Here is a 22,636-nt window from a genome sequence, read left to right as displayed (position 1 = left end):
CACCATGAGCACCTCCCGCCTGCGCACCTTCGGCACCCGTACCGCCGGCCCCGGCAACCCCGTCTACATCACGGGCGAGATCGGCATCAACCACAACGGCGACCTCGACAACGCCATCGCGCTGATCGACGCGGCGGCCGAAGCCGGCTGCGACGCCGTCAAGTTCCAGAAGCGCACCCCGGAGATCTGCACCCCGCGCGACCAGTGGGACATCGAGCGCGACACCCCCTGGGGCCGGATGACGTACATCGACTACCGCCACCGCGTCGAGTTCGGCGAGGCCGAGTACACCGCCATCGCCGAGCACTGCGCGAAGCGCGGCATCGACTGGTTCGCCTCCCCGTGGGACACCGAGGCCGTCGCCTTCCTGGAGAAGTTCGACGTCCCCGCCCACAAGGTGGCCTCCGCCTCGCTCACCGACGACGAGCTGCTGCGCGCCCTGCGCGCCACCGGCCGCACGGTCATCCTCTCCACCGGCATGTCGACCCCGAAGCAGATCCGCCACGCGGTCGAGGTCCTCGGGTCGGACAACATCCTTCTCTGCCACGCCACTTCCACCTACCCGGCGAAGGCCGAGGAGCTGAACCTGCGGGTCATCAACACCCTCCAGCAGGAGTTCCCGAACGTCCCGATCGGCTACTCCGGCCACGAGACCGGCCTGCAGACCACCCTCGCGGCCGTCGCGCTCGGCGCCACGTTCGTCGAGCGCCACATCACCCTGGACCGCGCCATGTGGGGCTCCGACCAGGCCGCCTCCGTCGAGCCGCAGGGCCTGACCCGCCTGGTCCGCGACATCCGCACCATCGAGCAGTCCCTCGGTGACGGCGTCAAGAAGGTGTACGAGTCCGAGCTCGGCCCGATGAAGAAGCTCCGCCGGGTCGCGGGCGTGGTCGCCGAGACCGAGAACGCGCCGGCCCCCGAGCCGGTCGCGGTCTGAGCGCCGACCGGTGAACCTCGCCTTCGTCGAGAGCCCGGTCCAGCTCCTGAACGTCCTGGAGTGGGTTCACACCCAGGGGGGAGACGATCCGACCGCCACCACGGTCGTCGTCCTCCCCCCGGTCGACCCGATGTCGCGCGGCCAGCTGCGCCGGATGGCGGAGCTGGCCCGCGACGAGGGCATCGCCGTCCGCTGGCAGGAGGCGCGCGGCGAGTCCGGCGCGCCCCTGAAGGCCCTGCGCGCCCTGGCGGGCCTGGTCCGGCGCGCGGACCACATCGTGATCGGCGACCCGTTCTCCCGCTATGTGCAGCTCCTGCTCACGCTGGTCCGCGCCGACCGCCTCACGGTCGTCGACGACGGCACGGCCACCATGGAGTTCGTCGCCCAGCTGGCCCGGGGCGAGCGGCTGACCCGCTGGCACCGCCGGGGCCGCACGGGACCGCGCGAACTGGTCCTGGCCCCGGTCACCGCCACCGCCCGCCGCCGCTTCACCCCGACGGCGAACCACACGGTCGAGGTGTTCACCGCGATGCCGGTCGAGGCTCCGCCCGGCATCGCGGTCACCCCGAACACCTTCGCCTGGACCCGCGCCCGCTTCGGCCCGCCGAGCATCGGCAAGGGCGCGGACCTGGTCGGCACCTCCCTGGTCGAGACGGGCGTCGTCGACCCCGTCCCGTACCAGGAGGCGGTCATGGCCCTGGCCCGCACCCACGGCGCCACCCGCTACTTCGCCCACCGCCGCGAGTCCGCCGAGAAGCTCCACGCCCTGGAAGCCGCCACCGGCCTGGAGATCGTCCGCCCGGACCTCCCCCTGGAACTCATCGCCCGCCGCGGCCCCATCGGCCGCACGATCGTCAGCTTCCCCTCCACTGTCGTCCACACCCTCCCGCTGGCCCTGGCCGGCACGGGCGTCCAGGTGGCGGTCTGCGACATCGCCCCGGAATGGCTCCGCGCCACGGCCTCACCCCGCGCCCAGGGCTTCCTGAGCGGGGTCACGGAGACGGCACGGGGGGTGCAGCGGCTGTCGTCGACGGCCCACGCGTAGGGCTCCCGCCGCGGCCGGGCCCTACGGGCGGGTGAGCACGCAGAGCGCCTACGGACGTGGCTCCAGCATCTTCTCCACCAGGTTCCGGGTGGCCCGCTGGACCAGCGGGTTGAGGTGGTCGGGTTCGTTCAGCGCGAGCGGCCAGTGGAACGTCCCTGCGACGAAGACCAACGTTCCCTCGGTGTCCTCGCACAGACTGGCGTTGTGCTCACGGCGGCCCCGACCCCAGCTGTCGGTGTACGGAGAAGCGGCCAGGAGCGTCTGCTTGCTGTCCGCGGGGCGGGGCATCGAGGGGTCGAAACCGTCGGCCTCCACCGCCACCAGATCCGGAATGCCGTCGCCGTCCCGCAGCCCTGTTCCCTTCCAGAACCAGTGGCCGCTCTCCCGGACCACGAGCGGTACGGGCTCCGCGAGGATGCCGTTGTACTGCACGCCCAGCAGCCCCTGCTCGGCCTTGCGCCGCTTCTTGGCCAGCTTGCGCCGGCGGACGGTGGGGCCCGCCGCACCCGGTTCGGGGTCCGGGGCTTCCTTGTAGGACGTCACCACCCGGCCGCCACCGCGTCCTCGACGCAGTCGCGCATCTCCTTGGACCAGTACCCGTCGTGTCCGGAGAAGATGACCGCGGTGTACGCGCCAGGGTCGATCCGCCCCTCGTGCAGGTCCACGCTGCTCGCGTACTGTCCGGTGGACCGAGAGCATTCGTATGCCCCGGCCCGCCGATTAGCACGGTAAGTGCATCGCGGTACACAACCGGGCGGCCGAGGTCACACTCTTGGCCGCCAGGCCGACGGTGTGAAAGAGGTTGTTCATGTCTGTCCGAGCCGGACGATTCCTGGCTCCTGTGTTGATTGCTTCGGTAGTGCTCGCGGGAACCGCGGCCTGTGCCGACAACCGGACCGCTCCGCTACCTCCTCCTGTCACGGCGAAGCCGGCCGATCTCCATGGAACCTGGAAGGGTTGGTCCGGCAGTTCGCTGACTCTGCGGGCAGGGGGTGTTGCCGAGGTGGTTGATCTCGACGGCCAAGAGTTCCGTTTCGATGACGGCTGGCGGATGACAGGTTCCGGAACCTGGTCACTCTCCGAGCCGGGAAGCCATCAGGGTGGGAACACGGTGGGTGATGGTTCCGTGGTGCATGTGGTGGTCAAGCCTTCTGTGGACGGCATCGGCAACGATGCGGAAGAGACCGAGTCCCCTTCGTCGGTGCCCTCGGATCCGGCGAGTGCGGCGACTCGTACGGCTCCGCCGCCGGAAGAGGCGGCCTGGGACCTCAGTGTCATCAAGAACAAGTCGGGCAAGCTTGAATTCTTCTTCCTGACATCTGACCCGGATGTACGGGATAAGTACTATCTGTCGCGTCGCTGAGGGTGCACGCGCCAGTAGTCAGCTCGCCTGCACGCGAGTCCGGAAGGGGAACCGGTATACCCGCAACCACCCAGCGTCACACGTCCTCACCCGAAATTTGTTCGCCTGAGCGGCTGAAGTTTTGTTGATCTGTGGCCAGTTGAGGGGTCAAGGGGCCTACGCTTCCTCAGGTGAACCAGTTGAAGTCCCGCGCCTCCCACCCCCACAACCCGGCCGGCCGGCCCGGGGCAGGTGCGCTGCCCGGCCGGCTCTCCGACGAGCTCCGTGCCGAGCTGATCGCCTTCCGCCGTGATCTGCACATGCACCCCGAGCTCGGCAACCAGGAGTTCCGCACCACCGCGGCCATCAAGGACCGGCTGGAGAAGGCCGGGCTGAAGCCGCAGGTCCTCGCGGTGGGGACCGGGCTCATGTGCGACGTGGGGGAGTGGGACGGGGTGACGCCCATGCTGGCGTTGCGGGCGGACATCGACGCGCTGCCGATCCCGGACACCAAGGCGGGCGTGCCCTACCGGTCCACCGTGCCCGACCGGGCACACGCCTGCGGGCACGACGTGCACACCACCACCGTGCTCGGCGCGGGGCTCGTGCTCGCCGGGCTCGACCGGCAGGGGCTGCTGCCCCACGCGGTGCGGCTGATCTTCCAGCCCGCCGAGGAGGTCCTGCCCGGCGGAGCGGTCGACGCGATCGAGTCCGGGGTGCTGGAGGGCGTCGGGCGGATCATCGGCGTGCACTGCGACCCCAAGGTGGATGTGGGGCGGATCGGGCTGCGGATCGGGGCCATCACCTCGGCCTGCGACCGGCTGGAGATCACCCTCGACGGGCCCGGCGGGCACACCGCCCGGCCGCACCTGACCACCGACCTGGTGACCGCCGCCGCCCGGGTCGCCGTCGACGTGCCCGCGCTCCTGGCCCGCCGGGTCGACGCCCGCTCCGGGCTCGCGCTGACCTGGGGGCGGCTGGAGACCGGGCACGCCCCCAACGTCATCCCGCAACACGCCGAGCTGTCCGGCACCGTCCGCTGCCTGGACCTGGACGCCTGGCGGGACGCCCCCGACCTGGTGCACGCCGCCGTGGACGAGGTGGCCGGAATGCACCGGGCCAAGACCGTCGTCAACTACGTGCGCGGTGTGCCGCCCGTGGTGAACGACGCCGAGTCCATCGGCCTGCTGGACGCCGCGATGACCGAGCGCCGCGGATCGTATGCGATCGAGGACACCGAGCAGAGCCTGGGGGGCGAGGACTTCTCCTGGTACCTGGAGCAGGTGCCCGGAGCGATGGCCCGGCTCGGCGTCCGGACCCCGGGCGACACGCGCGGGCTCGACCTGCACCGGGGCAACTTCGACGTGGACGAAGAGGCCATCACCGTAGGAGTCGAGCTGTTCACCGCCTCGGCGCTGCTGAACACCTGACGCGGCGGGCCCTGTGCCGTTCGGCTCGGGGGCAGGCGTCGGGGTGCGCGCTTTTCGTACACCGGGCGCACATTCCCGAGCGCCTTTCCCGCCGTGCGTGAACGGCGAACCCGAGCTGCCCCGTCAGTGTGGTGCGACGGCGCAGCTCGGGCCCGTAACGGCCTCACCGTTCTTTCACATACGGCTCCGCGTCAGGCCCACCTTGTAGATTCCGACGCTCGGATTGTCGGAGCACTTGGCGGTGGACGTCTTCCCGTTGCCCACACGGCTTCCGTTGACGTGCCACTGGCTTCCGCGGGCGTCGATACAGGTCACCCTCACCTGCACGCCTTCCAGCGGATACGGGAGCATTCCCGTGCACTTGGCGTAGCCCTTGTACGGTGCGGTGCTCGACTTCCACGTGTCGCAGTCGACGCTTGCCGCGCTCGCGGTGGGTGCGCTGACGGCGACAGAGCCGGCGGCGAGGAGCAGCCCCGCGGCCATGCTCATGATCTTCTTCATGGTTCTCCAGTGAGGTGGTGCGGTCGTGATGTCCGGGGCACGCGGTCGGTCAGTGCCCCGCGTTCGTCGCTGGTCAGGCGTTGAACGAAACGCCGGGGTTGAGGACGCCCACGTTGGGGTTATCGGAGCACTTCACGGTGGACGTCTGGGTGTTCTTCTTCCACGGCCCGTACGCGAACCACTTGCTGCCCCGCGGGTCGACGCAGGTGACCTTCACGCGGAACTTGTCGAAAGCCGCGACATTGCTGCAGTACGCCGAGCCGGTGTACGGGGCCTTGTTGGAGACCCATGTCTTGCAGTTGCCCACCGGGACGGCTGAAGCCGTCGGTGCGACGACGCCGACGCCCACGAACGCCAGAGCGGCGACAGAGAAGACGGAAAGCGCGCGCTTCATTGATTCCCCCATGTTTTGGGCAGCGGTCTGCTCAAAAGGGAAAGGTGTCGCGGCGAAAGGGCGCGGCAGAGCGCGCTACCCCGTGCGATGAAATGCTTGATTCCGCTGGTCGGCGGATTCCCCGTTTTGTGCAGTCGGCAGGACCGCTGCCGGTCAAATGCCTGATGGCTTTCTATCAGCCGCCAAGTCGGCATGGCAAGCATCGGACAGGCGGGGTGACCAGCGAAGGAAAGGCAATTTGACTGCTTGTGATGATTTCGGGTGTGGCTGCAACGGTTTGGCCGGAACGGCCGCCGCAGTCGACGCGCGCCCGCCGACCCGACCGACCCGAACCGACCGACCCGAGCCGACCCCGGCGGGTCCGTCCGACGCGCCCCGCGGATACTCGGCGGGGTGGGCCGGGCCGTCGTAGGCTGACGGCGTGCGCGATCGTGCACGCGTCGCCTCCCGAAGGCCCGCCGATGCCCCTGGGTCGATCCCGCGCTTCGATCTGGTAACGACTCATGAACTGGGGCTAAACAGATATCTACGCGCGTTACGATCGCCGCGAAACCAGCGCCGGAAGAGGCGCTTTCGGCCAGTCTGAAGGGACCCTCCTCGTGCGCCGGGTATCCAAGATCACCGCCGCGTGTGCTGTCGCCGCGGCCCTCGCGCTCACCGCCACGTCGTGCGGCGAGTCGTCCACCGAGTCCAGTGACTCCGAAGGCAAGCTCAAGGTCGGCATGGCCTACGACGTCGGCGGTCGGGGGGACAACTCCTTCAATGACTCCGCGGCCCGTGGCCTCGACAAGGCCAAGGCCGATCTCGGCGCCGAGACCAAGGAGCTCACCGCCAAGAGCGGCGAGACCCCGGCCGACCGCGAGCAGCGCCTCAGCTCGCTCGCCGAGGGCGGCTACAACCCGGTCATCGGGGTCGGCTTCGCCTACTCGGACGCGATCGCGAAGGTCGCCAAGTCGCACCCGGACACCACGTTCGGTCTGATCGACTCGGTCTCCGACGCCAAGAACGTGGCCTCCATCGTCTTCACCGAGGAGCAGGGTTCCTACCTCGCCGGCGTCGCGGCGGCGTTGAAGTCCAAGGACGGTCAGGTCGGCTTCATCGGCGGCGTCGACCTGCCGCTGATCAAGAAGTTCGCCGCCGGCTTCCAGCAGGGTGTCACGGACACGGACCCGAAGGCCAAGGTGCAGATCCAGTACCTGTCCACGGGCTCGGACCTGTCCGGCTTCGGCAGCCCCGACAAGGGCAAGGCCGCCGCCAAGGGCATGCTCGACAAGGGTGCCGACGTGATCTTCGCCGCCGCGGGCGGTTCCGGCGCCGGTGCGATCGAGGCCGTGGCCGGCAAGAAGGGCGCCTGGTCCATCGGTGTCGACTCCGACCAGGCCAAGGACCCGGCTCTGTCGAAGTACTCCGAGACGATCATGACCTCCGTCGTCAAGAACGTCGACAGCGGTGTCTTCGACCTCATCAAGTCGGTCGACGAGGGCAAGCCGCTGTCCGGCACCCAGTCGTACTCGCTGGCCGAGGACGGTGTCAGCCTGACCACCACGGGTGACCACCTCAGCGACATCCAGGCCAAGATCGACGAGGCGAAGAAGAAGATCGTCGACGGCACCATCAAGGTCAAGACCACGACCTGACCGGTTCGTTGGCATCGGGGTCCGGGAGCGCGGCTTCGGCAGCGTCTCCGGGCCCCGATTCACGTACACGCCTCCACCGGAGTGCCCGGTTTGCGGGTACGTGTCCGTGGTCCGCTCGCCGACCGGGCAGCCGATCAGTGGCGCTACGCGCGTAGCTTCCGTCGGGCGCGGTATTTTCGCCACCCCACCCGCCACGCTCACCCGCCACCGTCACGTTCCTGCCCGCCCCGTCCTCCGACCGCGGCAACGCCGCCCTCCTCGTCCCTCCGCCCTCCGCTCCTGTCAAGGAGAGTGCGTCATCAAAGCGTCCAGCAGTCCTCATGCCGTAGAGCTCCGCGGCATCACCAAACGATTCCCCGGGGTCGTGGCCAACCACGACATCGACATCACCGTGAGCCGCGGTACCGTGCACGCCCTCGTCGGGGAGAACGGCGCGGGGAAGTCCACTCTGATGAAGATCCTCTACGGCATGCAGAAGCCGGACGAGGGCACCATCACGATCGACGGCGAGCAGGCCTCGTTCAACAACCCCGGCGACGCCATCGACCGCGGGATCGGCATGGTGCACCAGCACTTCATGCTCGCCGACTACCTCACGGTCCTGGAAAACGTCGTCCTCGGATCCGAGAAGCTGTACGGGATCGGCGCCCGCGCCCGCGCCCGGATCAAGGAGATCTCGGAGGCGTACGGCCTCGGGGTCCGCCCGGACGCCATGGTCGAGGACCTCGGTGTCGCCGACCGGCAGCGGGTGGAGATCCTCAAGGTTCTCTACCGGGGCGCCCGCACCCTGATTCTCGACGAGCCGACCGCCGTGCTCGTGCCGCAGGAGGTCGACGCGCTCTTCGACAACCTGCGCGAGCTCAAGGCCGAAGGCCTCACCGTCATCTTCATCTCGCACAAGCTGGGCGAAGTGCTCTCCGTCGCGGACGAGATCACGGTGATCCGGCGCGGTACGACGGTGGGGACCGCGGACCCCGCCAACACCACGACCAAGCAGCTCGCGGAGCTGATGGTGGGCAGCGAGCTGCCCTCGCCGGAGACCCGCGAGTCGACCGTCACCGACATTCCGATGCTGACCGTCGAGGACCTCAGGCTCACCGTCACCGACCCGGACGGCGTCGTGCGCGGCGTGCTGGACGGCATCACCTTCACCATCCGCAAGGGCGAGGTGCTCGGTATCGCGGGGGTCGAGGGCAACGGGCAGTCCGAACTGGTCGACTCCATCATGGGCATGCGCCACCTCGACCGCGGCGTCCTCACTCTGGACGGCGCGGACATCTCGCGTACCGTCACCCGCAAGCGGCGTGAGGACGGCATGGCCGTCATCCCCGAGGACCGCCACCGTCACGGCCTGTTGCTGAACGCGCCCCTCTGGGAGAACCGCATCCTCGGGCACGTCACCGAGAAGCCCAACAGCCGCGGTTGGCTGCTGGACAACAGCGCGGCCCGCGCCGACACCGAGCGGATCGTGCGCGAGTACGACGTCCGCACCCCCGGCATCGAGGTCACCGCGGCGTCCCTCTCCGGCGGCAACCAGCAGAAGCTGATCGTCGGCCGGGAGATGAGCCACGCGCCCAAGCTCCTGATCGCCGCCCACCCCACCCGGGGTGTGGACGTCGGCGCGCAGGCGCAGATCTGGGACCAGATCCGCGAGGCCCGCCGCGAAGGACTGGCCGTCCTGCTGATCTCGGCCGACCTGGACGAGCTGATCGGCCTGTCCGACACCCTGCGCGTCATGTACCGCGGCCGCCTGGTCGCGGACGCCGACCCGGCGACGATCACCCCGGAAGAGCTCGGCTCGGCGATGACCGGCGCGGCCTCGGGGCATCTCGAAGCACCGGACACCGGCGGCGACGCCGCAACCGACCCCCGGGACGGGGGAGAGGACCGATGAAGAAGTTCGACAAGGAGCGGCTGCTCCTGGGCATCGCGGCCCCGGTACTCGCGATCGTGGTCGCGTTCCTCGTGACCGCCCTCGTGCTGGCGGCCACCGGCAAGGAACCGTTCAGCGCCTTCGGCATCATGTTCGAGTACGGCATGAAGTCGGACAGCCAGGTCTACATCCTCAACAAGGGGACGACCTACTACCTCGCGGGTCTCGCGGTGGCCGTCGGCTTCCGGATGAACCTGTTCAACATCGGCGTCGACGGCCAGTACCGCCTGGCGGCCTTCTTCGCCGCCGCCGTCGGCGGCGCGCTGACGCTGCCCGGCGTTCTCCAGATCCCGTTGATCATCCTCACGGCGATGATCGTCGGCGCCATGTGGGCCGGTATCGCCGGTGTCCTCAAGGTCACCAGGGGCGTCAGCGAGGTCGTCTCGACGATCATGCTGAACGCCATCGCGACGGCCATCATCGGCTACCTGCTCCAGGAGGGCCGCCTCGGCCACCTGGACCAGGCCGGAACGAAGATCTCCACCAAGCCGATCCCGGAGTCCTCGCACTTCTTCGAGATCCCGACCACGCCGACCCCGATCTGGGGCTTCATCGTGATCGCGGTCCTCGCGGGCATCGCCTACTGGTTCGTGCTCTCGCGCACCCGGTTCGGCTTCGATCTGCGCACGGTCGGCCAGTCCGGCTCCGCGGCGCAGGCCAGCGGCGTCGACGTCAAGAAGATGGTCGTCACCTCGATGCTCATCTCCGGCGGGATGGCCGGCCTGATCGGCATGCCGACGCTGCTCAACGACAGTTACGAGTACAGCGGCGACTTCCCGGTCGGCATCGGCTTCACCGGTATCGCCATCGCTCTCCTGGGCCGCAACCACCCCGTGGGCATCGCGCTCGGCGCGCTGCTGTGGGGCTTCCTGGAGCGCGGTACCGGAAAGCTGGAGTTCGAGGGGTACGACAAGGAGATCGTCGGCGTCATCCAGGGCGTCATCGTCCTGTGCGTCGTCATCGCCTACGAGGTCGTCCGCCGCTACGGCATCAAGCGTCAGCAGAGCAAGGTCGGCGAGGAGCTCGCCGCTCAGGCCCGTAACTCCGACCAGCAGGAGGTGTCGGCGTGACCGCCACGGCGACTTCCACTCCGCCGCCCGCGGCCCGCAAGGTCTCCGGCGGCAAGGGCGGCCGTTCTCGGTTCTCCCTCCCCGTCATCCTGCTGATCGTCGCGGGCGTGCTCCTCGCGCTCTCCGCGGTACGTGCCATCACCGGCGCGCAGGATGTCACCTCGGCGGGCCAGATCAGCGCCGCGCTGGCCATGGCCGTGCCGATCGGCCTTGCCGGTCTCGGTGGCCTCTGGTCCGAGCGGGCCGGTGTGGTCAACATCGGCCTCGAAGGAATGATGATCCTGGGCACCTTCTTCGGTGCCTGGGCGGGCTGGCAGACCAACCCCTGGATCGGTGTGCTCGCCGGCGTCATCGGCGGCATGCTCGGCGGACTGCTGCACGCCGTCGCCACCGTCACCTTCGGTGTCGACCACATCATCTCCGGTATCGCCATCAACATCCTGGCGCTCGGCTTCACCACCTACTTCGCCAAGCTCTGGTTCAACACCGGTGAGGCGGCGGCGAAGGGCGGAAGCCCCAAACAGTCACCACCCGCCGAGGACATCACCACCGTGACGCTCCCCGGAGTCTCGGACTGGCTGCACTCGGTGGAACAGCACCACTGGTTCTTCGTCTCCGACGTGGCCGGCGTCGTCGGTGGCCTGATCACCAACGTCTCCGTGCTGACGCTGGTGGCCCTGGGGCTCTTCGTGGCGACCTTCTTCATCCTGTGGAAGACCGCCTTCGGTCTGCGGCTGCGCTCGGCCGGCGAGAACCCGGTGGCCGCCGAGTCGCTGGGGGTGAACGTCTACCGCTACAAGTACATCGCGGTGATCGCCTCCGGCGGCCTCGCCGGACTCGGCGGAGCCTTCCTCTCCCTGGTCACCTCGCACATCTACAACGAGGGTCAGACCGGTGGCCGCGGCTACATCGGCCTCGCGGCGATGATCTTCGGTAACTGGCGGCCCGGCGGTCTCGCCATGGGCGCGGGCCTGTTCGGCTTCGCCGACGCGCTCCAGCTCCGTAACGGCGGTGACTCCGTCCACGCGCTGCTGCTGCTCCTCGTGGTGGTGCTGGCCGTACTCGCGGCCTGGAAGCTCTACCGCAAGAAGTTCGTGCCCGGCGCGATCAGCGGTGCCATCGCCGCTGTGGTCCTGGTCTGGTACCTCGCCACGGACACCGTGCCGACCGAGTTCGTCAGCGCCACGCCGTACATCGTCACGCTGCTCGTGCTCTCGCTCTCCGCGCAGCGGCTGCGCATGCCGAAGGCGGACGGTATGCGCTACCGCAAGGGCGAGGGCAAGTGACCCCGCCCGCCGCCACCGCCTTCGGCGAGGACGACTGGGAGGCCCTGCGGGAGGCCGCACGGGACGCCATGTCCCGTGCGTACGCCCCCTACTCGGGCTTCCCGGTCGGTGTCGCCGCCCGGGTGGACGACGGCCGCACGATCACCGGCTGCAACGTGGAGAACGCCAGCTACGGCCTCTCGCTCTGCGCCGAGTGCGGTCTGGTCTCCACGCTCCAGGCCACCGGCGGCGGCCGGCTGACCCACTTCACCTGTGTGGACGGCACCGGGGCGCCCCTGGTGCCGTGCGGCCGGTGCCGGCAGCTGCTGTACGAGTTCGGCGGCCCGGAACTCCTCCTGGAGACGCCCGACGGGCAGCGCAGGCTGGACGAGATGCTGCCCCAGTCGTTCGGCCCGCAGCACCTCGGCTGAACTCCGTATCTCCCGGCGGTGGCCCTTCCTTCCGTGGAAGGGCCACCGCTCTTCCCCCTCTCTATGCGCGTAGAGTCCGTTGGGACTCGCACGCACGCACCCGGCCGGAAGGATTCCCATGGACGCCATCGCCGTCATCCGCACCAAGCGGGACCGAGGCGAGCTGACCCCCGAGCAGATCGACTGGGTCATCGACGCGTACACCCGCGGCGAGGTCGCCGATGAGCAGATGTCCGCTCTGGCCATGGCGATCCTGCTCAACGGCATGAACCGCACCGAGATCGCCCGCTGGACCGCGGCGATGATCGCCTCCGGCGAGCGGATGAACTTCGACGGGCTCGCGCGGCCCACCACCGACAAGCACTCCACCGGCGGCGTCGGCGACAAGATCACCCTGCCGCTCGCCCCGCTGGTCGCCGCCTGCGGCGCGGCCGTGCCGCAGCTCAGCGGGCGCGGCCTCGGCCACACCGGCGGCACCCTGGACAAGCTGGAGTCCATCCCCGGCTGGCGGGCCCACCTCTCCAACGCGGAGATGCGACACGTCCTCGACTCCACCGGCGCGGTCATCTGCGCCGCCGGTGACGGCCTCGCCCCCGCCGACAAGAAGCTGTACGCGCTGCGCGACGTCACCGGCACCGTCGAGGCGATCCCGCTGATCGCCAGCTCGATCATGTCCAAGAAGATCGCCGAGGGCACCGGGGCGCTCGTCCTGGACGTCAAGGTCGGCTCCGGCGCCTTCATGAAGACCATCGAGGACGCCCGCGAACTGGCCTCCACCATGGTGGCGCTCGGCACCGACAGCGGTGTGCGGACGGTCGCGCTGCTCACCGACATGTCGACCCCGCTCGGCCTCACCGCGGGCAACGCGCTGGAGGTCCGCGAGTCGGTCGAGGTGCTGGCCGGCGGCGGCCCGCAGGACGTCATCGACCTCACGCTCGCCCTCGCCCGCGAGATGCTGGACGCGGCGGGCCTCAAGGACGCCGACCCCGAGAAGGCGCTCGCCGACGGCTCCGCGATGGACGTCTGGCGCCGCATGATCTCCGCCCAGGGCGGCGACCCGGACGCCACGCTCCCGGTGGCCCGCGAGCACCACGTGGTGACCGCGCGCTCCTCCGGCGTCCTGACCCGCCTGGACGCCTACGACGTCGGCGTCGCCGCCTGGCGCCTCGGCGCGGGCCGCGCCCGCAAGGAGGACCCGGTGCAGGCGGGCGCGGGCGTCGAGCTGCACGCCAAGCCCGGCGACACCGTCACCGAGGGCCAGCCGCTGATGACCCTGCACACGGACACTCCCGAGAAGTTCGACTACGCCCTCGAGGCGCTGCCCGAGGCGTACGACATCGCCCCGGCCGGCACCTCGTTCGCACCGCTGCCGGTGGTGCGGGAACGTATCGCGTAACCGCGAGGGGAACGCACGAGCGGCCCGCCGCACGGAGAGGATCCGTGCGGCGGGCCGCCGTCATGTGCGGGGTGAACTACCCGCGAGCGCCCGTCACTTGCCCAGGTACGCGCGGTAGATCCTCACCGACGAGGCGTTGCCCTTCTTGTCGGTGACCTTGGCGGCGAAGGAGATCGCCTTGCCCTTCGCCGGGTTCTTGACGGCGATCTTCCCCTTCTTGACGGTGACCTTCTTCCAGGTCTTGCCGTCGTTGTAACTGACGTACGCCTTCAGCGACTTCAGGTTCTTGCCCGCGGCCGCTCCCAGCACCTTCACCGGCACCGGGACGGTCTTGCCGGCCTTGGCCCGGCCGTCGACGCCCACGGCCGGGGTGAACCGGACGGTGGAGACGGGCAGCAGCGTGAACGCGGTCTTCTTGGAGCGGAACGTCCAGGCCGCGTCCACCCGGGTGGAGAGCGGGCTGACCTTCGCGCTGCGCTTGACCGTGGTCGTCAGCTTGTAGTCGGCCGCTCCCGCCGGGACCCGGAAGGACTCGCCGCCGGACACCGGATCGCCGTTCTGGCCGAGCTTCTTGCCGTTGCGGTAGAGGACGGTCTTGGCCGACGTGAACAGCGTCCCGCCCGGGTTGCCCCGGCCGTCCGCCAGCAGCGGGAGGGAGCCGGTGATCTCGTTGCCCTCACGGACGACGCCGTTGTCCTCGTCCACCAGCGGGCCGAAGACCGCGGTGTTCACGGTCTTGGCGTACGTCTTGCCCGCCTTGTACTTCGCCTCCCGGCCGACCCGGTAATCAGCCTCGTACGTCGGCCAGCCGTCCGCGTCGACCGGGCCCAGCTGGCTGAAGTCGAAGCTCCACGCCGCCTTGTCCGCGGTGGAGACGTACAGCGTGCGGGTACCGGGCAGCTTCTGCTCGATCGACGTGGCCCAGCTGCCGCCCTGCGTCGGCAGGAAGGGGAACGCGGTGATCGAGCCCTTCTTCTTCGGTGCGGCCGAGCCCATGGCGATCTTCACCTTGGCCAGCTGTCCGGTGGTGAACTTCCGGCTGTAGCCGGTCGCGAGCTGCCTGACCTTGCCGCCGACGGCGATGTCGTACTCGGTCGAGGAGCCCTTGCTCCAGGTGCCCGACCAGTGCTGGGCGAGCGAACCGTCGGTGATCGCCGGACCGGCGTGCAGCGTGCGCATGCCGGTCTGCGCCTCCATCAGCCAGCCGAAGGAGACCTGATCGTCCGTGGACTCCACCGAGAAGTCCGGCGAGAACAGCTCCGGCTTCGCCCGGGAGTCCGGCACCGCGATCTTCACCGGCTTCGCCTTGCGGGCGTCGAACGTCAGCGAGGTGTTCTTGGTGATCGAGATCTTGGGCTGGGCGATCCAGTCGGCGCCCTTGGTGACGTCGTCCGGGTCGCTGTACACCGTGGAGTTGACCACGTACGTGCCCTTGGGCACCCGGATCTTCGCCGTGCCGTCGACGACCTGCGGGTTCAGGAACGGGAAGCCCTCGGCGCCGAAGCGGTAGAGCGTGTTGTCCGCGTAGGCGGCCGGACGGCCGTCCCGCCCGAGGTGCTTGACGGTGAGGTCGTAGCTCTCCACCTCACGCTCGACCGCGGCCGCCGTGCGCACGGTCTGCCCGCCGCCGGTGGCCACCAGGTACGCCGAGTACGTGCCGTCGGCGGTGCCGCCGAGCCGGGTGTCGGCGGTCAGTGCCACCTGCGCCGTGCCGCCCGCCGGGACGGTCACCCGGTCCGCGCCGAGGGTGAAGAAGCCGGCCGGAGCGGGCTTGCCCTGCGGTCCGGTGCCCGTCGCCGTCAGATCGAGGGTGACGTCGCTCGTGCCGAGGTTGCGGTACGTGACCTTCTCGGTGGCCGGCTCGTCGTCGGTGTGCGGCCACTGCTGCACCCCGAAGCTCACCGAGACCGGCTCGGCGACGACGCTCTGGGCGATCGCCCGGTCCACCGCGATCCGGCCGGAGCCCTGCTGGAACGGGTTGTACGCGCCGGGCTTCGTGGACGCGGTCAGCGCGCCCTTCAGCTCGGTGTACGTCCAGTCCGGGTGCTGCTGCTTGAGCAGGGCGGCCGCGCCCGCGACATGCGGAGTGGCCATCGAGGTGCCCGAGATCGTCGCGTAGCCGGCGGGGTTCTCGCCCACATCCTGCGCGATCAGCGAACCGGGCGCGATGGCCGCCGTGGTGTCCACGCCGGGAGCCGTCACATCGGGCTTGATCGCCCCGTCCCCGATCCGCGGACCCCGGCTGGAGAAGTCCGCCAGCAGGTCCTTGTCATCGACCGCGCCCACGGTCAGCGCGGCGTCCGCACTGCCCGGAGAGCCGACGGTGCCCGCGCCGTCGCCCTCGTTGCCCGCGGCGATGGCGAACAGGACGCCCTTCTCGGCCGACAGCTTGTCGACCGCCGCCTCCAGCGGGTCCACCTCCGGGGTGTCGGTCCCGCCGAGGCTCAGGTTGACGATGTCGGCGCCCTGGGCGACCGCCCACTCCATTCCGGCCAGGATGCCGGAGTCCTCGCCGTAGCCCTCGTCGTCGAGCACCTTGCCCGCGAGCAGCTTGGCGTCCGGGGCCACGCCCCTGAACTTCCCGCCCGACTTCGCGCCGGTGCCCGCCGCGATCGAGGCGACGTGCGTGCCGTGGCCGACCCGGTCCTTGGTGTCCTTGGCGGAGCTGAAGTTCTTCTCCGCGAGGATCTGGCCCCGGAGATCGGGATGGGTGACGTCCGTCCCGGTGTCCAGGACCGCGATCTTGACGCCCTTGCCGGTGAACCCGGCCTTCCACGCCGCCGGGGCGCCGATCTGCGGGACGCTCTTGTCGAGGCTCGCCCGGCGCACTCCGTCCAGCCAGACCCGGTCGATGCCGGCCGCGGTCGTGACCCGCTCGCCTCCGGCCCGCCGGTCGGTGAGCGCCTTCCAGATGGCCGGTGCGTCGGCGGTCGGCGTGGTCACCGACTCGGCGTTCAGCGACGTCAGGCTCCGGCCGACCTCGGTGGCGCCCGCGTCGCGGACCTGCGCCTTCGCGGCGGCGGCCTGCTTGCCCCGGTAGCCGACGATCAGCTTCAGGCCGTCGCGCTGGGCCCGGAGGTTCTCCGGGCGGCTCAGCTCGGTGACGTCGAACAGCCGCCGGTCGAGCTTGCCGGAGACGATCAGCCGGTGGGCGTCGGCCGGGACGACGAGGGTGTGCCCCTGGGCGCTCATCCGCTGGACCGGGATCTGCTCCCGGCCCTTCGCGGGCCGGAAGGCGACCGGCCCGCCCTGGGCGTCGACGGTGACCCGGTCGCCGGTGACGAGGGTCAGATGACGCAACTCGCGGTCCGGGGACCGGTCCTGGGTGCCGGATGCCGCCCGCGGGTCCGGCTGGGCGACGGCCGACTGGGTCATGCCCGCGGCGAGTGCCACGGCCACGGCCGTGGCGACCGCCGGTATGCACGCGTTTCTCACGTGTCTGCGCAACTCTCCCCCTGGAGAACTCGATGGCTTCTCGACCCGCCGGTCCGCAGAGACGCTGAAGAGACGGCTGCGGCCGTCGGTTCATCGAACTAGAGGGAATCCCGGGGGGATTGGTTCACAGAATCGGCACCGGGAGCCCGCACTTGACGCAAAACGGCCCCTCCGCGGCGGGGTCGCGCCGAGGGGGCCGATGATTTTCGTCCGCCGGTCCGGTCTGCCTGGTGTGGATGCCGAATATCCGATCGCCCTGACCGTGACCGGCCGGGTCAGCCGTGCCGTCGTACCCGATCTCTGCGCCGAGCTGGAGCGCACGCTCGCCGGTCCCCGCGGAGCCGCGCTCGCCCCGGGCACGGCGGTGGACTGCGATGTGGGCGGGGTGATCCGGCCCGATCTGACCCTCGTCGAGGCGGTGGCCCGGCTGGGGCTCGTCGCCCGCCGGTCCGGGCGCACCCTGAGGCTGCGCCGCGTACCCCCCGAACTCCGGGCGCTGCTGGACCTGGTGGGGCTGGCCGACGTGGTGGGAGTGGAGGGGGGCCCGGAGGAACGGGTGCCGGACCCGCGCTGACGGTGTACGGACGCCGGCCGGGCCCGGCGCCCCGGGTGTGGCCGCGGAGCGCGGGCCCGGCCGGTGACTCCTACGCGTCCGCCGGCAGCCGGTCCGGCAGGCCGAACAGCGGGAACCAGCGCGGGACGTCCAGGAAGCAGTGCATCCCGGTGATCGCCCCGTCCTGGATGTCGATGACCTGGACCGCCCACGGCACGAACCCGGACCCGTCCTCGGCGGGCTTGTAGTGCGCGAAGGCGGGGGACCCGTTGGCCGAGACGGGCACCAGCTTGGAGCCCGCGCACGCCGCGCCGATGGAGGTCATGAAGCCCGTGATGTCCCCGGTGCCCCGGAGCCACAGGTCGAACGGCGGCATCGTCATCACCGCGTCCTCGTGGAGCAGCGCGGTCAGGGCGGCCATGTCATAGCCCTCGAACGCCTTCACATAGCGCTCCAGGAGCTTCTGCTGCTCCTCGTCGAGCGGGTCGGCCGGATCGCCGGCCCGGCCCTCCGTCTCGGTCAGCGTGGCGCGGGCCCGCTGCAGGGCGCTGTTGACCGAGGCGACGGAGGTCTCCAGCAGCTCGGCGACCTCCGCGGCCTTCCAGGCGAGGACCTCGCGCAGGATCAGCACGGCGCGCTGCTTGGGCGGCAGATGCTGGAGGGCGGCGACGAACGCCAGGCGCACCGACTCGCGCGCCACGGCCGCCTCCGCCGGGTCCTGCAGCGACGGCAGGATCCGGCCGTCGGGCATCGGCTCCAGCCAGACGTTCTCCGGGCGGGGGCTCAGCGCGGCCTGGGCGAGCGGGGTCGGGCCCGTCAGGTCGACCGGGCGGGCCCGCTTGTTGCCCGCGTTCAGCATGTCCAGGCAGACGTTGGTGGCGATCCGGTAGAGCCAGGAGCGCAGCGAGGAGCGGCCCTCGAACTTGTCGAAGTTGCGCCAGGCGCGGACCAGGGTGTCCTGCACCGCGTCCTCGGCCTCGAAGGCGGACCCGAGCATCCGGTAGCAGTAGCCGGTCAGCTCGATCCGGTGCCCTTCGAGGCGGCTGTCGATCCCGGCGGTATCGGCGCCCTCGGCGCCCGCCGCCGCTCCTGTGGCCGTCGTCGTGGTCAGATCGCTCATCGCTCCACCCCTGTCGCGCGCAGCCGCGCTGTGGCATCCGTCACCCGGTACGTCGGAAGCTACCGCAGGCCACTGACAGCCGGGGCGGAAAGCGGACAAGGGGTGCCGGACGCCGCGGCTCCGGCCACGGTGTCCGGCACCCCTCGGGGATGCTCCCAGCGCCTCGCTCAGGTCCCGGGCTTGCGCCCGTACACGTACACGTCGTCGCCGTTCTTCAGCAGTTTCCAGTATGCCTTCGCGTCGGCGGGCCGCATGTTGACGCAGCCGCCGGAGCCCGGCGGGTTGTACATGGACTTGGTGACCGAGTGGAACGCCTGGCCGCCGTCGAAGAACTGGGAGTGCGGCATCCAGACCTTGTAGATGGTCGACCAGTGCTTGATGTTGCGCCAGTAGATCTTCTTCGCGCCGGTCCGGGTCTCCACACCGTTGCGGCCGGTCCGCACCGGCACCGGCCCGTACTTCAGCTTCTTGCCGTCCTGGATCCAGCTCAGCTGCCGGGTCAGGTCGACGCAGGCGATGCGGCCCTTGTTGGTCGGGCACTTCTTGGCCTTGTTGGGGTTCTTCCCGGCCGCCTTCTGGGCGAGCATCGTGTTCATCGTGCGCCAGGTCAGCGGCCCGGCGTAGCCGATGGTGGGGGTGATCCCGTGCTTCTTCTGGAACTTCTGGGTCGCCTTGCAGTCGGCCGTCGACTGCTTGCCGTCCACGGGCCGCTTCAGGAACTTCTCGACCTGCTTCTGGTGCGGTCCCACCGACTTGGTGCAGGACGCCGCGTGGGCGGCGGTGCCGGTGCCCAGGACCAGGGCCGGAGCGGCCACCAGCCCGGCGACGGACAGCGCCACCCCACGCCGCAGTCGTCTTCCGGATATCTTCGCGGTGACTCCCATGCGCGCCAACTCCCCTTCGCCCACAGTGCGTTCTTGGTTACGCCTGGTAGACGTGCGAAGGGGGGCGGTGGTTGCGCGCCGGTATGTCTCGGTTGCGCTTCAGTGGGTGGCGGGGACCAGCGCCCGCCGCTCCGCACGCGCCACCCGGGTCCCGTACAGGGTGATCGAGACGACCCCGAGCACCGCGAGCAGGCCGAGCGCCACCGTCGCCGCCCAGCCTCCGGCGTGGAAGGCGACCGCGCCCAGCGTGCCGCCCGCGCTGGAGCCCAGGTAGTACGCCGACTGGTAGAGCGCCGAGGCCTGCGCCCGGCCCGTCGTCGCGGTCCGGCTCACCGAGGACGAGGCGACCGCGTGTCCGGCGAAGAAGCCGGCCGTGATCAGCACCAGCCCCAGCAGCACGGCGGCCAGCTGGTCGGCCAGCGAGAGCAGCAGCCCGGCGGCCGTGGTGGAGACCGCCAGGTAGAGCGAGCCCCGGCGGCCCAGCCGGGCCACCAGACGGCCGGCCGCGGCGGAGGAGACCGTACCGACCAGGTAGACGAGGAAGATCGAGCCGATGACGCCCTGCGGCAGGCTGAACGGCTCCTCGATCAGCCGGTAGCCGATCACCGTGTAGACCGCGCCGAACACCGTCATGAACAGCGCGCCGATCGCGTACAGCCGGACCAGCAGCGGGTCGGCCAGATGGCCGGCGACGGTCTTCGCCAGGGCCTTCGGGTTCAGCGAGCCGGGGTGGAAGTTGCGGGCCCTGGGGATCAGGAAGTGGAAGGCGACGGCGCACGCCAGCGCGAGCAGGCCGACCGCCCCGAGCGCGGCGCGCCAGCCCCAGGCCTGGGCGACCCAGCCGGTGAGGATGCGCCCGCTCATGCCGCCGATGCTGTTGCCCGCGACGAACAGTCCGATCGCGGCGATCAGCGCCTTGGGCCGCACCTCCTCCGCCAGATACGCCATCGCGGAGGCCGGAAGCCCGGCGAGCGCCGCGCCCTGGACGGCGCGCAGCGCGATCAGCGCGCCCATCGACGGGGCGAACGGCACCAGCAGTCCGACCAGCACCGCGATCGCCAGCGACGCCGTCATCATCTGCCGCCGCCCGAACCGCTCCGAGAGCGCGCTCAGCGGCAGGACGAACAGGGCCAGCGCCCCGGTCGCCGCCGAGACCGTCCAGCTCGCCTGCCCGGCGCTCGCGTCGAACGACGCGGACACGGCGGGCAGCAGGGCCTGGGTGGAGTAGAGGAGGGCGAAGGCCGCGACACCGGCGGCGAAGAGGGCGAAGCTCATCCGGCGGTAGCCGGGGCGGCCGGGCTCCAGGCGCTCATGGGCGACGGCGGGCGCGGCGGTGGTGGTGACGGGGGACGACGGGGCAGCGGCATCCACGGCGATGGTGGATGCCCCGGTACTGGCGGGAGGCATACATCGAAAGTAGAGCGAGACGTTTCATGCGTCCAATGCACGAAACTGCCATAATCAATCCCATGGTGCATGAACGCAGCTCAGGGCCTCGGCTGTCACCGAGTAGTTACGAAGAAGACATCCGGGCCGTGCTCGCACCCCGCCTCGCGTACTTCGAGGCGGTCGCCCGCCACGAGCATGTGACCCGCGCCGCACACGAGCTCGGCGTCCCGCAGTCCACGCTCTCGCGGGCCATGGTCCGGCTCGAAGCGGACCTGGGCGTCGCCCTGTTCGCCCGCAAGGGCCGCACCGTCTCGCTCACCCCGGCGGGCCGCACCTTCCTCGGCTCGGCGGAACGGGCCCTGGCCGAGGTGGAGAAGGCCGCCGACTCGGTCCGGGCGGACGCCGATCCGACGGCGGGCCGGGTCTCCTTCGGCTTCCTGCACACCATGGGCTCCGAGACCGTGCCCGCCCTGATCCGCGCCTTCCGGGTCGACCACCCCAAGGTCCGCTTCCAGCTCGTGCAGAACTACGGCGAGGCGATGATCGAGCGGCTGCGCGCGGGCGGCCTCGACCTCTGCCTCACCTCTCCCGTGCCCGACGCCCCCGACCTGGTCGCCCGCCGCCTCGACGAACAGCGGCTGCGGCTGGTGGTCCCCGACGACCACCGGCTGGCGTCCCGCCGCCGTATCCGCCTCGCGGAGGCCGCCGACGAGACGTTCGTGACCCTGGAGCCCGGCTACGGGCTGCGCCGGATCACCGACGACCTCTGTGCGGAGGCGGGCTTCACGCCCCGGGTCGCCTTCGAGGGCGAGGAGGCGGAGACCCTGCGCGGACTGGTCGCCGCCGGGCTCGGGGTGGCCCTGCTGCCGCCGCCCGCGGTCGCCCGCCCCGGGGTCGTCGAACTGACGGTCACCGCACCGCGCGCGGCCCGCGAGATCGGGGTCGCCTGGCTGGACGGACACCCCGACACTCCGCCGGTCGCCGCCTTCAAGCGGTTCCTGCTCTCGCGCCGGGGCAACCTGCTGCCGGACTGAGCGGCCCCGCCCCCGCGGGGGCCTTCAGTGCCGCAGCGACCGCCCGAACCCGGCGGCCAGCGGCATCCGCAGTCCCAGCGGCGGTGGTGCGGCGAGCGCGTCCGCGACCGGGCGGGCGTAGGACCGGGCGAAGAGCGAGCCGCGTACGAAGTCGGCGGCCAGCGCCACCACTTCGGAGCGGTGCTGACGCAACGCGTGCCCGTCGGAGTGCACCTCGAAGCGGCAGGTGTCCCGGTTGGACTTCTTCGCCCGTTCGGCCAGCCGGTACGACAGCTCCGGGTCGGTGCGCTCGTCGTTGGTGCCGTGCACGATCAGCACCCGCCGCCCCGCCAGCTGCTTCACCGGCTCCGGCCCGTCCGTGGCCCGCTCGGGCAGCCAGGGGGCCATCGCCAGGACGGAGTTGACCGCGCCGTGGCCGGCGGCCCGCAGCGCCGCCCGCCCGCCCATCCCGTGGCCGACCAGGCAGACCGGCACATCGCCGTACCGGCGCTGGACCTCGTCGGCCGCCCACGCGGCGTCCTCGGCGGGGTGCGCGTCGTCCGCGTTCCAGCCGCGGCAGCGGTAGCGCAGGACGTGCACCGCGAGCCCGTCACCCTCCCCGGCACGGGCGAGGGAGCGGGCGAACGGCAGTTGGGCCGCGTACGAAAGAGTGGAGGGGCGGCGCCGTGAATCGGCCTCGCCGTCCGGGAGCAGCAGAACCACGCCGCTGACCTCGTCGGTTGCTCCGGCCGTCTGAACGGCCCGTCCCAGCCTGGCTTCGGGCAGGGGGAGTGCGCGCTGTCCCATGACAGAACAGTCTCAGAAGAGCAGGTGTACTCCACCCGACTTTCCGGTCACTGT

The 22,636-nt window shown here is 70.6% G+C and carries 19 protein-coding genes and 1 pseudogene; 12 read left to right on the top strand and 8 right to left on the bottom strand.

What is annotated here, in order from left to right:
- The first annotated feature begins 4 nt into the window (after positions 1-4).
- The gene (locus ACH4UK_RS11345; protein WP_329356084.1) at positions 5-937 is read left to right on the top strand and encodes an N-acetylneuraminate synthase family protein; all 933 of its coding nucleotides are present in this window, start codon (positions 5-7) and stop codon (positions 935-937) included.
- A gap of 10 nt (positions 938-947) precedes the next feature.
- On the top strand, positions 948-1,982 hold the full coding sequence (locus ACH4UK_RS11340; RefSeq protein WP_398355807.1) for a hypothetical protein: 1,035 nt from the start codon (positions 948-950) through the stop codon (positions 1,980-1,982).
- 48 nt (positions 1,983-2,030) lie between these two features.
- Here ACH4UK_RS11340 and ACH4UK_RS11335 read toward each other — a convergent pair.
- Positions 2,031-2,647 (bottom strand): annotated as a pseudogene (locus ACH4UK_RS11335) (N,N-dimethylformamidase beta subunit family domain-containing protein).
- 338 nt (positions 2,648-2,985) lie between these two features.
- Here ACH4UK_RS11335 and ACH4UK_RS11330 point away from each other — a divergent pair.
- Both ACH4UK_RS11330 and ACH4UK_RS11325 read left to right on the top strand, forming a co-directional pair.
- Positions 2,986-3,345 (top strand): hypothetical protein, encoded by a 360-nt coding sequence (locus ACH4UK_RS11330; protein WP_398355806.1) that lies wholly within the window; start codon positions 2,986-2,988, stop codon positions 3,343-3,345.
- A 179-nt stretch (positions 3,346-3,524) separates the two neighbouring features.
- Complete coding sequence (locus ACH4UK_RS11325) at positions 3,525-4,754, top strand: amidohydrolase (RefSeq protein ID WP_398356315.1); 1,230 nt, start codon at positions 3,525-3,527, stop codon at positions 4,752-4,754.
- A gap of 174 nt (positions 4,755-4,928) precedes the next feature.
- On the opposite strand, the gene ACH4UK_RS11320 is transcribed toward ACH4UK_RS11325, so the two are convergent.
- Both ACH4UK_RS11320 and ACH4UK_RS11315 read right to left on the bottom strand, forming a co-directional pair.
- Positions 4,929-5,255, bottom strand: coding sequence for a hypothetical protein (locus ACH4UK_RS11320; RefSeq protein WP_398355805.1), 327 nt, complete (start codon positions 5,253-5,255; stop codon positions 4,929-4,931).
- 73 nt (positions 5,256-5,328) lie between these two features.
- Entirely contained in the window at positions 5,329-5,649 is a 321-nt protein-coding gene (locus ACH4UK_RS11315) for a hypothetical protein (protein ID WP_398355804.1), read from the bottom strand.
- 599 nt (positions 5,650-6,248) lie between these two features.
- On the opposite strand from ACH4UK_RS11315, the gene ACH4UK_RS11310 reads away from it, so the two are divergent.
- From ACH4UK_RS11310 to ACH4UK_RS11285, 6 genes are all read left to right on the top strand, one after another.
- Positions 6,249-7,286: a BMP family ABC transporter substrate-binding protein gene (locus ACH4UK_RS11310; protein ID WP_164616851.1), complete on the top strand. Its 1,038-nt coding sequence runs from the start codon at positions 6,249-6,251 to the stop codon at positions 7,284-7,286.
- A 298-nt stretch (positions 7,287-7,584) separates the two neighbouring features.
- Complete coding sequence (locus tag ACH4UK_RS11305) at positions 7,585-9,180, top strand: ABC transporter ATP-binding protein (protein WP_398356314.1); 1,596 nt, start codon at positions 7,585-7,587, stop codon at positions 9,178-9,180.
- Positions 9,177-10,289, top strand: a complete 1,113-nt coding sequence (locus ACH4UK_RS11300) for an ABC transporter permease (RefSeq protein WP_398355803.1) — start codon at positions 9,177-9,179, stop codon at positions 10,287-10,289. Before ACH4UK_RS11305 ends, ACH4UK_RS11300 begins: the two co-directional genes overlap by 4 nt.
- Positions 10,286-11,575, top strand: coding sequence for an ABC transporter permease (locus ACH4UK_RS11295; RefSeq protein WP_398355802.1), 1,290 nt, complete (start codon positions 10,286-10,288; stop codon positions 11,573-11,575). Before ACH4UK_RS11300 ends, ACH4UK_RS11295 begins: the two co-directional genes overlap by 4 nt.
- A complete protein-coding gene (locus ACH4UK_RS11290) occupies positions 11,572-11,985 on the top strand; it encodes a cytidine deaminase (RefSeq protein ID WP_398355801.1) in 414 nt (137 codons plus the stop codon). Before ACH4UK_RS11295 ends, ACH4UK_RS11290 begins: the two co-directional genes overlap by 4 nt.
- 118 nt (positions 11,986-12,103) lie before the next feature.
- On the top strand, positions 12,104-13,381 hold the full coding sequence (locus tag ACH4UK_RS11285) for a thymidine phosphorylase (protein ID WP_398355800.1): 1,278 nt from the start codon (positions 12,104-12,106) through the stop codon (positions 13,379-13,381).
- Positions 13,382-13,474: 93 nt separating this feature from the next.
- Here the strand turns inward: ACH4UK_RS11285 and ACH4UK_RS11280 are convergent, their stop codons facing one another.
- Positions 13,475-16,756 (bottom strand): S8 family peptidase, encoded by a 3,282-nt coding sequence (locus tag ACH4UK_RS11280; RefSeq protein ID WP_398356313.1) that lies wholly within the window; start codon positions 16,754-16,756, stop codon positions 13,475-13,477.
- Between the two features lie 259 nt (positions 16,757-17,015).
- On the opposite strand from ACH4UK_RS11280, the gene ACH4UK_RS11275 reads away from it, so the two are divergent.
- Positions 17,016-17,390 carry an STAS domain-containing protein gene (locus ACH4UK_RS11275; protein WP_398355799.1) on the top strand — a complete coding sequence of 125 codons (375 nt, stop codon included), beginning with the start codon at positions 17,016-17,018 and terminating at the stop codon, positions 17,388-17,390.
- A gap of 70 nt (positions 17,391-17,460) precedes the next feature.
- Here ACH4UK_RS11275 and ACH4UK_RS11270 read toward each other — a convergent pair whose 3' ends face one another.
- The 3 genes from ACH4UK_RS11270 to ACH4UK_RS11260 form a co-directional block, all read right to left on the bottom strand.
- A complete protein-coding gene (locus ACH4UK_RS11270; RefSeq protein WP_398355798.1) occupies positions 17,461-18,489 on the bottom strand; it encodes a sigma-70 family RNA polymerase sigma factor in 1,029 nt (342 codons plus the stop codon).
- 167 nt (positions 18,490-18,656) lie between these two features.
- Positions 18,657-19,373: a L,D-transpeptidase family protein gene (locus ACH4UK_RS11265; RefSeq protein WP_398355797.1), complete on the bottom strand. Its 717-nt coding sequence runs from the start codon at positions 19,371-19,373 to the stop codon at positions 18,657-18,659.
- 99 nt (positions 19,374-19,472) lie between these two features.
- Entirely contained in the window at positions 19,473-20,780 is a 1,308-nt protein-coding gene (locus ACH4UK_RS11260) for an MFS transporter (RefSeq protein ID WP_398355796.1), read from the bottom strand.
- A gap of 62 nt (positions 20,781-20,842) precedes the next feature.
- Between ACH4UK_RS11260 and ACH4UK_RS11255 the strand changes: the two genes are divergently transcribed.
- A complete protein-coding gene (locus tag ACH4UK_RS11255; protein ID WP_030591374.1) occupies positions 20,843-21,796 on the top strand; it encodes a LysR family transcriptional regulator in 954 nt (317 codons plus the stop codon).
- Positions 21,797-21,820: 24 nt separating this feature from the next.
- Here ACH4UK_RS11255 and ACH4UK_RS11250 read toward each other — a convergent pair whose 3' ends face one another.
- Entirely contained in the window at positions 21,821-22,498 is a 678-nt protein-coding gene (locus ACH4UK_RS11250) for an alpha/beta hydrolase (protein WP_398356312.1), read from the bottom strand.
- Between the last annotated feature and the right edge of the window lie 138 nt (positions 22,499-22,636).

The sequence above is a fragment of the Streptomyces sp. NPDC020884 genome, from assembly GCF_044333935.1.
Taxonomy (GTDB): Bacteria; Actinomycetota; Actinomycetes; order Streptomycetales; family Streptomycetaceae; genus Streptomyces.
This window is presented reverse-complemented; position numbering and strand designations above follow the sequence as displayed.